The 12,890-nt window shown below is 65.2% G+C and carries 14 protein-coding genes and 1 pseudogene; all 15 read left to right on the top strand.

Annotated elements, in window-relative coordinates:
* Nucleotides 1-345, top strand: a 345-nt coding sequence (locus ACIQUH_RS27635; protein WP_400821340.1) for a S26 family signal peptidase, incomplete at its 5' end; no start/stop codon positions are given.
* Between the two features lie 68 nt (nt 346-413).
* The gene (locus ACIQUH_RS27630) at nt 414-749 is read left to right on the top strand and encodes a DUF736 domain-containing protein (RefSeq protein ID WP_400821338.1); all 336 of its coding nucleotides are present in this window, start codon (nt 414-416) and stop codon (nt 747-749) included.
* Between the two features lie 4 nt (nt 750-753).
* Nucleotides 754-1,731 (top strand): lytic transglycosylase domain-containing protein, encoded by a 978-nt coding sequence (locus tag ACIQUH_RS27625; protein ID WP_400821335.1) that lies wholly within the window; start codon nt 754-756, stop codon nt 1,729-1,731.
* A gap of 883 nt (nt 1,732-2,614) precedes the next feature.
* Nucleotides 2,615-4,120 (top strand): DUF3363 domain-containing protein, encoded by a 1,506-nt coding sequence (locus tag ACIQUH_RS27620; protein WP_400821342.1) that lies wholly within the window; start codon nt 2,615-2,617, stop codon nt 4,118-4,120.
* Nucleotides 4,121-4,203: 83 nt separating this feature from the next.
* Entirely contained in the window at nt 4,204-4,593 is a 390-nt protein-coding gene (locus ACIQUH_RS27615; RefSeq protein WP_400821332.1) for a MerR family transcriptional regulator, read from the top strand.
* A 22-nt stretch (nt 4,594-4,615) separates the two neighbouring features.
* Nucleotides 4,616-5,818, top strand: coding sequence for an MFS transporter (locus ACIQUH_RS27610; RefSeq protein WP_400821330.1), 1,203 nt, complete (start codon nt 4,616-4,618; stop codon nt 5,816-5,818).
* A 113-nt stretch (nt 5,819-5,931) separates the two neighbouring features.
* Nucleotides 5,932-6,522 carry a hypothetical protein gene (locus ACIQUH_RS27605; protein WP_400821327.1) on the top strand — a complete coding sequence of 197 codons (591 nt, stop codon included), beginning with the start codon at nt 5,932-5,934 and terminating at the stop codon, nt 6,520-6,522.
* Nucleotides 6,523-6,533: 11 nt separating this feature from the next.
* On the top strand, nt 6,534-7,070 hold the full coding sequence (locus ACIQUH_RS27600; RefSeq protein ID WP_400821325.1) for a RidA family protein: 537 nt from the start codon (nt 6,534-6,536) through the stop codon (nt 7,068-7,070).
* Nucleotides 7,071-7,162: 92 nt separating this feature from the next.
* Entirely contained in the window at nt 7,163-8,071 is a 909-nt protein-coding gene (locus ACIQUH_RS27595) for a LysR family transcriptional regulator (RefSeq protein ID WP_400821322.1), read from the top strand.
* 150 nt (nt 8,072-8,221) lie between these two features.
* A complete protein-coding gene (locus ACIQUH_RS27590; protein WP_400821319.1) occupies nt 8,222-10,207 on the top strand; it encodes a conjugal transfer protein TraG in 1,986 nt (661 codons plus the stop codon).
* 8 nt (nt 10,208-10,215) lie between these two features.
* On the top strand, nt 10,216-10,677 hold the full coding sequence (locus ACIQUH_RS27585; protein ID WP_400821316.1) for a ribbon-helix-helix protein, CopG family: 462 nt from the start codon (nt 10,216-10,218) through the stop codon (nt 10,675-10,677).
* 144 nt (nt 10,678-10,821) lie between these two features.
* Nucleotides 10,822-11,808: a P-type conjugative transfer ATPase TrbB gene (trbB, locus tag ACIQUH_RS27580; RefSeq protein ID WP_400821314.1), complete on the top strand. Its 987-nt coding sequence runs from the start codon at nt 10,822-10,824 to the stop codon at nt 11,806-11,808.
* The gene (locus ACIQUH_RS27575) at nt 11,805-12,137 is read left to right on the top strand and encodes a TrbC/VirB2 family protein (protein WP_400821311.1); all 333 of its coding nucleotides are present in this window, start codon (nt 11,805-11,807) and stop codon (nt 12,135-12,137) included. Before trbB ends, ACIQUH_RS27575 begins: the two co-directional genes overlap by 4 nt.
* Nucleotides 12,137-12,415 (top strand): VirB3 family type IV secretion system protein, encoded by a 279-nt coding sequence (locus ACIQUH_RS27570; RefSeq protein WP_400821308.1) that lies wholly within the window; start codon nt 12,137-12,139, stop codon nt 12,413-12,415. The genes ACIQUH_RS27575 and ACIQUH_RS27570 overlap by 1 nt, the downstream gene beginning before the upstream one ends.
* A 14-nt stretch (nt 12,416-12,429) precedes the next feature.
* Nucleotides 12,430-12,890 (top strand): annotated as a pseudogene (locus tag ACIQUH_RS27565) (conjugal transfer protein TrbE); the annotation flags it as partial.

Here is a 12,890-nt window from a genome sequence, read left to right as displayed (position 1 = left end):
ATGGTCGGCCGCGGCTATATCGGCAACGGCGTGCCGCTCTTGAAGCGCGTCGCCGGTCTTCCCGGCCAGCGGGTTTGCCGGATCGGCCGCGCCATAACCGTCGACCGCGTGGCGATGGGCGCAGCGCTCGATCGCGACCGGATCGGCCGCGATCTTCCCGTCTGGCAGGGCTGCCGTGTCATCGCGCCCGGCGAACTCTTCCTCATGAACAGCGGCGTCCGCGACAGCCTGGACGGACGCTATTTCGGCCCGCTTCCGGCGAGCTCCGTCGTCGGCCGCGCGCTGCCGCTCTGGACCGACGAGGACGGCGACGGCCGCTTCGTCTGGCTCGCGCCGACCCGCTGACCGCTTCCCGGTCGGGGGGAGCGGTGCCCGCCGACGGATTTCCCAACGCCACCGCACGGAGACTAGACATGCCCCAGATCGGTCAATTCCATCGTGACGCCTCCGGCTTTGCCGGCGAGCTTGTCACGCTCACCCTCAAGCGGGAACTGGTCATCGTTCCCGTCGAGCATTCCGACGCGGAAAACGCGCCGGACTACCGCGTTCACATCATCGCGGATGACGGCCCGGAGGTCGGCGCGGCATGGAAACGCAACGGCGAGAAGGCCGGCGAATATCTCTCGGTGCTGCTCGACGATCCCGCCTTGTCGCACCCGATTCGCGCGAACCTGTTCCGCGACGACGACGCAGGTGCGTCATGGTCGCTGCACTGGACGCGCCCGAAACCGCGTGAAGAGCGGGATTGAAGTCATGCGCTATCCCGTAACCCAAGCGCTCAAAGCCCTTATTCCTTTGTTCGCGAAAAGGCCGTCTCATTCCTCCGTCCCGCTCGATCGCAGGACGGCCGGCGCGCGCAGCGAAGGTCAGGGGCGGCCATCGGCCGGCGCTTCGCGCGCACCCTTGACCGCAGCGAGCACGCTGGCAGGCTGGCGTCGTGGCGGAGACAGGTCCGCCCGGCGCTATGCCGTGCTCCTGTCCATGGCGATGCTGGCGATCACGTCGGAACCGGGCGTGACGATCGCGCAATCGGCCGTCGTCACGCGGCCTATCAGCGATCCCCATGGCGCGCACATCGCCGAGGCGTCGCAGCGCTTCGGCATTCCCGAGCACTGGATTCGCGCGGTGCTGCGCGCTGAAAGCGCTGGCGACGTGCGCGCGATCTCGACGGCCGGCGCGCTCGGTCTGATGCAGGTCATGCCCGACACCTGGGCGGGCCTGCGCGTGCGCTACCGGCTCGGCCGCGATCCCTACGATCCGCGTGACAACATCCTCGCAGGCACCGCCTATCTGCGCGAGATGTGGGACCGCTACGGCAACGTCGCCGCGATGCTCGCCGCCTACAATGCCGGCCCTGGTCGCTACGACGATCATCGCGCGACAGGCCGTCCACTGCCTGCCGAGACGCGCGCCTATGTCGCGGCCCTCCTGCCGCTGCTCGGCCGGGCCGCGCCCATTGAGCAGCCGGAGAAACGCGCCGAGCCGCCACCCGATTGGCGCGAGGCTCCGCTGTTCATCCTGCGCGCGGGCGACATCCGAACCGCAGCCGAACCATCATCCGGCGCGCGGTCGAACGGACAGTCTGCGCAATCCGGCACGCAGTCCGACGAACGATCGGGCGAGCAAAAAAGCGACAGTCGCGCCGCCGTTCCGGTGCGCGATCCCGTCGATCCGGAGCCGCAGCGCGGCGCGATGTTCGTCGCCCGCGGGAACGGCGAGGGAATGCGATGAGCATCGCGTCCCCGCGTTCTCGCGTGCTTGATCCGGTGTGCCGTCAGGTCGGGAGTCGCCTGGCTGCATATCTGGATCGAAGCGCAGAGAGGGAAGAAAGGGCGGAGGGCAAGATAAAGGAAACCGGCACTCCGTTGGCGCGGTTTCGGGGCAAGCCCTTGTCTGCACACTGTTTTGGGGCGGCGCTTGCGGCACCTTGGGTTTGGACGCCGCGTGCCGCGACTTCGCGCAAAGCCTTGGCTTTGCTGGGTTTCCAGCGGCACCATGGCCCGAATTCGGCGGTATTCCGTGGATTTGCCCCGGAGGCGCTGGTTTGAGCGACGACGAGGAATTCCGCTTCCGCCCGAGGCCGGGTCGCGTGCGCGCCGATGCGCCGAAGCTCGGCAAGGCCAAGAGCTTCTTGAGCCAGGCGAAGAAGATCGCCCGCCAGCATAGCAATAGCGCGTCGCGGGGCTTCTCATTATCGTCGTCGCCATCGTCGCAGTGGTACCGATCGCAGGGCACGCCCAAGGGCGCGAGGGCGTCGCGGGCGAGCGGCGGGCCGGGCCTGAAACGGGGACGCGGCGCGGCCTTCGTGCGCGCCCGCACCTTGTCCGGCGGATGGAAGCACAGCGCGCCCGGCGTCCGCCGCGTCGTCGTCAAAACCCGCTACGTCCAGGGCGCGGGCAAGACCGGCAAATCCGCCGCCCACCTGCGCTACATCCAGCGCGACGGCACCTCGCGCGAAGGCGAGCGCGGCCAGCTCTATTCGGCCGACGAGGACCGCGCCGACGGCGCTGCCTTGGTCGAGCGCGGCGCCGACGATCGCCACCAGTTCCGCTTCATCGTCTCGCCCGAGGATGGCGCCGATCTTTCCGACCTCACGGCCTATACGCGCGACCTCATGGCCCAGGTCGAAGCCGATCTCGGCACCCGGCTCGATTGGGTCGCGGTCAATCACCACAACACCGGCCATCCCCATGTCCATGTCATCGTGCGGGGCGTGGACGAGCTGGGCGAGAACCTTGTCATCAACGGCGACTATCTCGCCAACGGCATCCGCGAGCGGGCGAGCGATCTGGCGACGCTGGAGCTTGGTCCCGTCACCGAGATCGAGCAGAGCCGCAAGCTCACCGCCGAGATCGGTCAGGACCGCTTCACCCGCATCGACCGCGCCATAACCGGGGAAGCCGAGGACTGCTTCCTCGACCTGCGCAACGAGCCAGCCGATCCGCAGCGCCAGCGCGACCGGGCCTTGCGCCTTCGCCGCCTTTCCAAGCTGGAGAAGATGGGGCTCGCCACCGAGCACGCGCCGGGCGTCTGGGAATTGAGCGAACGGATGGAACCGGCTCTGCGCGAGCTGGGCGAGCGCGGCGACATCATCCGCAACATGCACAAGGCACTGAAGGCCGATGGGCTGGAGCGAGATCCGACGACGTTCCAGCTTCACGACGCCGCGCCTGAAGTCCCGATCGTCGGCCGCGTCGTCAACAAATATCTGACCGACGAGCTGGGTGAGAACCTGACCGTCGTTGTCGACGGGATCGACGGGCGCGCCCATCATCTGCCCGGTATCGACCCGGCCCGCATCAAGGACGCCAGGATCGGCAGCATCGTCGAGATCGGCCCGGCCGAGGCCGCGAGCCGGGCATCGGATCGAACCATCGCCGCCATCGCCGAGAGCGGCGTCTATCGGCCGAGCCGCCATCTCGAACAGGCGAAGTTCGAGGGCCGCGTGCCGGGCGGCGACTATGACGGCTATGTTGACGCGCATGTGCGCCGGCTGGAAGCGCTGCGCCGCGCCGGGATCGCCGAGCGGATCGACGCCGACCAGTGGCGCATCCCCGACGATTTCGAGAGCCGCGCCGCCGCCTATGACGCGGGCCGCAACAAGCAGGCGAATATCCGCATCCTCTCGGCCGCCCGGCTCGAACAGCAGATCGGCGCGGACGGTGCGACCTGGCTCGACCGGCGGCTGATGACGCCCGACACGTCCGACCTCGCGCCGACCGGCTTCGGCCAGCAGGTCCGCGAGGCGATCGACCGCCGCCGCGAGCATCATATCGACCATGGCGACGCGACGCCCGGCCCGAACGGTGGGACGCTCTACCGGCGCAATCTTCTCGCCACGCTGCGCGCCCGCGAGATCGAGCGTATCGGCGGCGAGATGGCCGCGACCAAGAACCTGCCGTTCCGCGCTGCAACCGATGGCGAGAGCATCAGCGGCAAGTTCAAAGGGACTGTCCAACTATCGAGCGGCAAGTTCGCCGTGGTCGAGCAGAGCCACGAGTTCACCCTTGTTCCGTGGCGGCCGATCATCGACCGGCAGCTAGGCAAGGAGATCAGCGGCATCGTGCAAGGTGGATCGGTGTCGTGGCAGTTGGGGCGGCAAAGGAGTATGGGCATCTAGACTGCATCAATTTCAAGCACCGTTGACTTTGAGGTGCCCAGCGCCTAAATCTACACCAAACGTCAGGTTTAGGTGATTAGGCATTGTCGTCCCTTATGCAGATTGGTGAGTTGTCGGAGCGTGCGGGCGTCAGCCACCGCACGATCCACTACTATGAGCGGCTTGGGCTGGTTAAGCCCACCGAGCGCGAGGGCGCTGGCTACCGCTATTACGACGAGACCGCTTGCAAGCGGCTGGAGAAGATCGGCGCATTGAAACGCCTTGGTCTCAGCCTCGACGAGATCGCCGCCGTCATCGACCTCTATTTTGAAGATGCGAGCGGAATCAAGGGCAAGGAAAAGGTACTGGAAATCCTGCAATCCCAGCTCACAAAGGCCGATGCCCAGCTTCACGAACTGACAGCCTTCAAGCGCGACTTGGAAACAAACATCGCTCGTATGCACGAGCTGATCGCGGAAGCGAAACAGGGATAACCGCAGGCAGGGAAAGGTCTACATGTCCTCTCAATCTACAGCTAACGTCAAGTTACAGTATTCGTCGGAACGCCTTACGGGTCGCCACGTCGCGCTGCTCGCACTCCTCATGGCTTGCGGCTTTATCGTGGTCGGACAGCTCTATGTGACGATTCCCATGGTTGCTGGAATCGCCGATCGCTTCGGCGTCGAACGCGCGCACGCCGCATTGATCGGCACGGCTTTTGGTATGGCCTATGCGGCGGGCTTCCTGATCTTTGGCCCCTTGTCGGATCGCTATGGCCGCAAGCGGATGATCCTTATTGGTCTGGTTTCCACCGCAGTTGCGACCGTTCTCGTCGGTCTTGCTGGAAGCTTCGATCTTCTTCTCGCAGCCAGGGCGGCGCAAGGATTGGCAGCGTCAATCTTTCCGCCAGTCGCGCTGTCATTGGTGACGGAGGAATTACCGCCGCAGCAAAGGCCCCTGGGCGTTTCTCTCATGAGCTTTGCTTTTCTCGGCGCTGCTCCATTGGCACAACTGTTCGCGGCACAGACCGACGGCAGTCTGTTCGCCCTCATGCTTGAGCTTGCGCCGCTTTACCTGCTCGGTGCGGCCGGGCTGCTCTTCGCGGTAACAGCAAAGGGGACAGCACTTGGCGCGACCCCTGTTGCTCGCACCTTGCGTTTCGCTTCGCTCCTGCGTGATCCCGCCATCCTTGCCGCCTGGGCCGCTGCAATCACGGTGCTATTCGGCTTCGTGTCCTTCTACAGCGGCGCACAGTCGCTCGGCCCTCGACTGGGCGTTGACCTTCAGTCGCTCCGCTTGATGGGGTTGCCGCCATTGCTCCTCACTTTTGCCGCCGCGCCGATGACGCGCCGATATGGCGCTGCCGTCACGGCCCGGTTCGGTCTATCGCTAGCGGCACTGGCGCTCGCAATTGCCGCAATTGCCTCACCGCTCGCGATCGGAACGGCGAGCGCGGTTCTCTCTGCTGGCGTGGCGTTTGCCGTTCCGGGCCTGATTGCGACCGTCGCGGGACGTGCGACCAACGCCAATCGCGGCCTCGCCCTCGCCATCTACAGTTTCGCGCTCTTCCTCGGCGCCAGCTTCGCACCGCCCGTTGCTCAGGCGCTCGGCGGCATCGGCACCGTGCCGCTTTGGTTGCTCCCGGCAATCTTGCTGCTGGCTGCCGCGCTCGCTCTCACTGTCGGCATCCGCCGTCCGCACTCTCCCACCTCAAATTGAAAGGAGCCTTCGACATGCCTCGCATACGCCCCCTTATCGCCCTCGCCACTCTCGGCCTTGTCGGCGGAACTGCTGCCGGCATCGCCCTCGCAGACACGCAGAAAGGAAAGCCCATGACCGCAACAATCCAGGCGGCCCAACCCGCTGCCTCCATCGTCGAAGCATTCATGCCAGCCGGTTATCGCGAGATCGCGCGCCGCCCTGTCACCGTAGACGGTGAAGACGCTGAACTGGTCCGCTATGAGCGTGCCGATGCTCGCAACGCCGCACTTGGCGGCGAGCACTTCAGCACTATCGTCGCCAAGAATGGTCGCCTCAAGGGCTTCGCGCGGATGGACCTCGATCTGGTCGGCGGTCAACTGCCTTCGCGTGAGGAGGCTCAGGCGATCGCCATGGACTTCCTGCGTGACGCCGCGCCCGATCTTCTGCCTGGGTTGAAAATTAGCTGGATCGACCCGCACGATGAGCCCCTGCGCGTCACGCGCAACGGTCGCACCGAAAATCTCACTCTCACGGGCATGAAGGTGAAAATGCGCAACGCCGCCGACGGCCGCTGGATGTGGGTCATCGTTGGCGCCGACCGAAAGGTCATGGTGTTCGAGCGCGATATCCATTGGATCACGTTCCCCGGCCACCGCGGCACGGAAAAGTGGCTCCACGATTCCTGGCTGGCCGAGAAGGGCCACACCATCCGTCAGTCCTGATTGAGAGGACCATGAATCTCATAAGCCGGCGAACTCACCTTCGCCTTGCCGGATTCGCGACCGCAGCGGCCGCGACCGGCACCTTCCCCGTTTTTGGCAGTTCGCTCAAAGGGACTGCGGCTCACGCCGGAGAAAGCGCCCAAATGACAAACACCGCGCAGATGCGGGCAGTAAACCCCGCCGAAATCAACATCCCGAACATCTCGCAAGCCATGCTCATAGAGAGCGGGAAACTTCTGTTCCTTTCCGGCCATGTGCCTCTCCGAGATGACGGGATGATTGCCGGGCCGGCATTGGAAGACCAGCTTCACCAAGCGTTCTTGAATCTCAAGGCAACGCTTCGTGCTGCTGGGGCAGATTTCACCAACGTCGCCAGGATGACGATCTATGTCCGAGGTCTTTCGCGGGACGACCTCTCCATAATCCGGGCGGTGCGAGATCGTCACATCGACCATCGCCGACCGCCAGCAAGCGCGCTGATTGGCGTGGCAGAGCTCTACGATCCCAACGTGCGCGTAGAGATCGACGCGATTGCCGCAGTCCCCTGATTGCATCCCATGAGGTGGCTGCCATGCGACGACGGAGGCAAGCAGAAGCGCAAACATGGCAGCCACCTCAGCTTCTTGGTGGCCGCATCCCGATGGCGTCGTTGATCCAAGCGCTCGCCGTGGCCGAATACCTGAACTTCCACCATGCCGCTCAGGCACTCGGTATCAGTCAATCGAGTGTCAGCGCCAGAATCAGAGCACTGGAAGAAGAACTTGGGATTACGCTCTTCGAGCGAAACACACGCGGCGTCCGGCTGACTGAAGCCGGGCGCCATTTCGTTGATGGGATCGCGGCCGGCGTCGATCAACTCGACCATGCTGTAAAAACTGCCAGCCTGGCAGCCTCCGGAGATTGCGGACGATTGTGCATCGGCCTCCATGGCCTGATCCCGGGCAGCTTTCTCGATGGCCTTCTGGCACGATACCGTGCGAAATATCCTGGCATCTTGGTCGAAATGGTAGAAGGAACTGCGCGCGACGCGATCATGCAGTTGCGTGCCCATAGGATCGATGTGGCGTTTCTGGTCGGCAGGTTCGATTTACCGGATTGCCATTCCCGACCGATCTGGACCGAACCGCTTGTCGCGGCGTTGTCGTCGAACCACAGGCTTGCCGCGCAGCAAGGCGTCACATGGTCCGATCTCGTCGGCGAGACTTTCCTTGCCCGCCACGGTGGCACAGGGCCACAGGTCCATGACCATCTTCTGCTGCGCCTGGCCGGGCGTTGGCCGCCGCCATCGATCCAACGCTTTGACGTGGAGCGCGGCACGCTTCTGTCGATAGTCGCGCAGGGCTTCGGCATCACAATCCTGGGAGCTGCAAACGGGCTGTTCCCAATGAATGGAGTTGTGTTTCTGCCCATCACGGACGAACCCGAACCGGTTGTGTTCTCGGCCGTATGGTTGCCGCAAAATCGAAGCGCTTCGCTCCGCAATTTACTAGCACTGGCAACAGAAATGGGGCGTCGTTCAACCCAGCCGCAGGATTGCCGTCTACCCTGACCCAAGCAGTATGATCGTCGGCGCGTGCACGACCTATCCTATTTACCGCCCATGGTATCCGGCGGCCCTCCGGTTCGAACATAGCTGTTGCCGCTTCCGAAAACCCCCATTCTCTGATCGGCTCCGACATTTTTGCCGATTGGAGCCTGTATGCGTGGAGGCCGGATTCTTTGGGGTCAGATCGCCGTTGTTCTGGCCATAGTTTTCGTCATGACCTGGGCGGCGACCCAATGGACCGCATGGCGGCTCGGCTTTCAGCCGCAGCTCGGTAGCCCATGGTTCGAGCTGGCGGGATGGCCGATCTACTATCCGCCCGTCTTCTTCTGGTGGTGGTTTTCCTACGACGCCTATGCGCCCGCGATCTTCACCGAAGGCGCGATCATCGCCGCGTCCGGCGGCTTCATCGCGATCGCAGCCGCCATCCTCATGTCAATCGTCCGGTCGCGCGAGGCGCGCAATGTCGCGACCTATGGTTCAGCGCGTTGGGCCGAGGACAAGGAAATCCGCAGCGCCGGCCTGCTCGGCCCCGATGGCGTGCTGCTCGGAAAATATGAGCGGGACTATCTGCGCCATGACGGTCCCGAGCATGTCTTGTGTTTCGCCCCGACCCGATCTGGCAAGGGCGTCGGCCTCGTCGTGCCGACCTTGCTGACCTGGCCGGGAAGCTGCATCGTCCACGACATTAAGGGCGAGAACTGGACCCTGACGGCGGGCTTTCGCTCCCGCCATGGCCGCGTGCTGCTGTTCGATCCGACCAACGCGAAATCGTCCGCCTACAATCCGCTGCTGGAGGTCCGGCAAGGGGAATGGGAAGTCCGCGACGTTCAGAACATCGCCGACATTCTGGTCGATCCCGAAGGGAGCTTGGACAAACGCAACCACTGGGAAAAGACATCGCACTCGCTTCTGGTCGGCGCGATCCTGCACGTCCTCTACGCCGAACCCGATAAGACGCTGGCCGGCGTCGCCAACTTCCTCTCCGATCCGCGCCGCCCGGTCGAAGCGACCTTACGTGCCATGATGGACACGCCGCATTTGGGTGAGGCCGGGGTGCACCCCGTCATCGCATCGTCGGCGCGCGAGTTGCTGAACAAATCCGACAATGAGCGCTCCGGCGTGCTCTCGACCGCCATGTCGTTCCTCGGCCTCTATCGCGATCCCGTCGTCGCGCGCGTCACGGCGCGTTGCGACTGGCGCATCGCCGATCTCGTTGGCGGCAAAAAGCCGGTCAGCCTCTACCTCGTCGTGCCACCGTCCGACATCAACCGCACCAAGCCGCTGATTCGCCTGATCCTCAACCAGATCGGCCGCCGGCTGACCGAGGAACTGACCGCATCGGGCAAGCGTCACCGGCTGCTCTTGATGCTCGACGAATTTCCGGCGCTGGGGCGGCTCGACTTCTTTGAATCGGCGCTCGCGTTCATGGCGGGATACGGCATCAAGGGCTTTCTGATCGCGCAGAGCCTCAACCAGATCGAGCGCGCCTACGGGCCGAACAACGCCATCCTCGACAATTGCCATGTGCGCGTCAGCTTCGCGACCAATGACGAGCGCACCGCCAAGCGCGTGTCGGACGCACTCGGCACAGCGACCGAACTGCGCGATTCCACCAACTATGCCGGCCACCGCCTGTCGCCCTGGCTGGGGCATCTCATGGTCTCACGGCAGGAGACGGCGCGGCCGCTGCTGACCCCCGGCGAGATCATGCAGCTCCCGCCCAACGAGGAAATCGTCATGGTCGCGGGCACCCCGCCGATCAAGGCGACCAAGGCCCGCTATTTCGAGGACGCCCGCCTGCAGGAGCGCATCGTCCCGCCGCCCGAGCTGGTGGCCGCGCCCGCGAACGCCCCCACAACCGATGACTGGTCCGGCCGCGTCGTCGCGGCGGCAGGCCAGACGGGCGGAGCCGATAGCGGCGATGACGGCGGCGATCCCGCCAACGCGGGCATCCGCCGCGAGCCGGAATTGCCCGAGCATGAAGAAATCCTGCCGCCGCCGCCGTCACCCGCGCAGGAATTCGATTTTCTGGACGACGAACCCGACGTGGACGCCGCCAAGGCCAATGCCATGCGCGCCCGGATGCGGATGGTCGCGCGGCAAGCCGCGCTCGACCCCAACGACGGCATCGAGCTTTGAGGAGCCCCATGACCTCACGCACCCGCATGAACGTCTATTTCGATCCGGCCCTGCTCAAGCAGGTCGAGGCGCTGGCGCTTCGCCGCAACATTTCCAAATCCGCCATCGTGGAGGCGGCCGTCGCATCCTTCCTATCAGGCGACACCAGCGAGAAGCTGGAGGCCGCCATGTCGCGCCGTCTCGACCGGCTCGGCCGCCAGGTCGGCGCGCTCGACGAGGATCTCGCCGTGCTCGGCGAGACGCTGGCGCTGTTCGTGCGCTTCTGGCTGACCTTCACCCCGCCAATGTCGGACACCGCCCAGGCCGCGGCGCGCGCCAAGGGCACGGAGCGGTTCGAGGGTTTCATGCAGACGCTCGGCAAGCGTCTGGCAACGGGAGACAGGTTCCTGAAAGAGCTTTCCCGCGATGTCGACTCGCTGGCGGGAGAAGACCCGATGGAGGCCGTAAAGCCGAGTGACGATCCTGCCTGAATATTCGGGTCCGTCCTATTCGCCGCCGATAGCCGCCGACCGCCGCACGGCCTTCGATACTTGTTGAACAGGCCCGATTTCGGGCTCTTTTAATCGACCCCGATCGGGGAACTCTCTGTTGCGTCCCCCTGGCTTGGGGACGGCATGACTTCTTCTTCTCATCAGAAACCGGAGGCGATCCAGCGCGGCGCGCGCATGTTGCGCACCGCGCTCGGTCCCGCCATCGCCCGCTTTCTGGAAGACCCCGCCGTCGTCGAGGTGATGCTGAACCCGGACGGGCGCATCTGGATCGACCGGCTCTCCCAAGGACTGTCCGACACCGGCGAAACCCTCTCGCCCGCAGACGGCGAGCGCATCGTGCGCTTGGTCGCCCACCATGTCGGCGCGGAGGTTCATGCCCGGTCCCCTCGCGTCTCGGCCGAGCTGCCCGAAACGGGGGAACGGTTCGAGGGCCTTCTTCCGCCCGTCGTCGCCGCACCCGCCTTCGCGATCCGCAAGCCCGCCGTCGCCGTCTTCACGCTCGACGATTACGTCGCCGCCGGGATCATGACCGCCGACCAGGCCGCGACCTTGCGCGCGGCCGTCGCGTCGCGCGCAAACATCCTCGTCGCGGGCGGCACCTCGACCGGCAAGACCACGCTGACCAATGCGCTGCTCGCTGAGGTGGCGAAGACGCAGGATCGCGTCGTCATCATCGAGGACACGCGCGAGCTGCAATGCACCGCGTCCAACCTCGTTTCCATGCGGACCAAGGAGGGCGTCGTCACGCTCTCCGATCTCGTCCGCTCCTCGCTCCGCCTGCGCCCCGACCGCATCCCCATCGGCGAAGTGCGCGGTTCCGAAGCGCTCGACCTCCTCAAAGCCTGGGGCACCGGCCATCCGGGCGGCGTCGGCACGATCCACGCCGGCACCGGCATCGGCGCGCTGCGCCGGCTCGAACAGCTCATTCAAGAGGCCGTCGTCACCGTCCCGCGCGCGCTGATCGCCGAGACGATCGACCTTGTGGCCGTCCTCTCCGGCCGCGGCTCCGCGCGCCGGCTCGCCGAACTCGCCCGCGTCGAAGGGCTCAGCCCGGACGGGGATTACCGCGTCACCGCAGCCACCCCCAGCAACACAGGAGACCCATCATGATCCGCACGTCCATGCGCGTCCGTCGCACCGTCGCGACCGCCGCCGCCTTCGCCTATGTCAATCTCGTCCTCGTTCCCGCCGCGCACGCCTCCGGCTCCTCCATGCCGTGGGAAGCGCCGCTTCAGAAAATCCTCCAGTCGATCGAAGGCCCCGTCGCCAAGATCGTCGCGGTCATCATCATCATCGCGACGGGCCTGGCGCTCGCCTTCGGCGACACGTCGGGCGGCTTCCGCAAGCTGATCCAGATCGTGTTCGGCCTGTCGATCGCCTTCGCGGCGTCGAGCTTCTTCCTGTCGTTCTTCAGCTTCGGCGGCGGGGCGCTAGTCTGATGGCGGTCGCCTTCGAGCAACTGGATGTGCCGGGATTCACCGTCCCGGTTCACCGCGCACTGACCGAGCACATCCTGCTCGGCGGTGCGCCGCGATCCATCGCGATTCTCAACGGGACGCTGGCCGGGGCCGTGGGCCTCGGCCTGCGCCTGTGGCTGGTCGGCCTCCTCATCTGGGCCGTCGGCCATTTCGCTGCGGTCTGGGCCGCCAACCGCGATCCCCTCTTTGTTGAAGTCGGCCGACGCCATCTGCGCGTCCCCGGTCATCTCGCGGTCTGAGGGAGGCGACGCCCATGATGAATCTCGCCGAATACCGCCGCACCGCTGCCCGCCTTGCCGATTTCTTGCCCTGGGTCGCGCTCGTCGGCCCCGGCATCGTCCTCAACAAGGATGGATCATTCCAGCGCACCGCGTCGTTTCGCGGTCCCGATCTCGATAGCGCCGTCGCCGCCGAGCTGGTCGCGGTCGCCGGACGTATCAACAACGCCTTCCGCCGTCTCGGTTCCGGCTGGAGCATTTTCGTCGAGGCGCAGCGCCATCAGGCCGCGACCTATCCGAATAACAGCTTTCCCGATGCAGCTTCCGGCCTGGTCGATGCCGAGCGTAAGGCCGATTTCGAGGAAGAAGGCGTTCACTTCGTCTCTGGCTACTTCCTGACCTTCCTCTATCTGCCCCCGGCCGAGGAAGCCGCCCGCGCCGAAAGCTGGCTCTACGAGGGCCGCGAGCGCACCGGCGTCGATCCGCAAGAGATTCT

This window comes from Agrobacterium sp. NPDC090283, from assembly GCF_044769685.1.
Classification (GTDB): domain Bacteria; phylum Pseudomonadota; class Alphaproteobacteria; order Rhizobiales; family Rhizobiaceae; genus Agrobacterium.
Note: the sequence above shows the minus strand (reverse complement) of the source record. Positions and strands in the feature narration are given on the sequence as shown.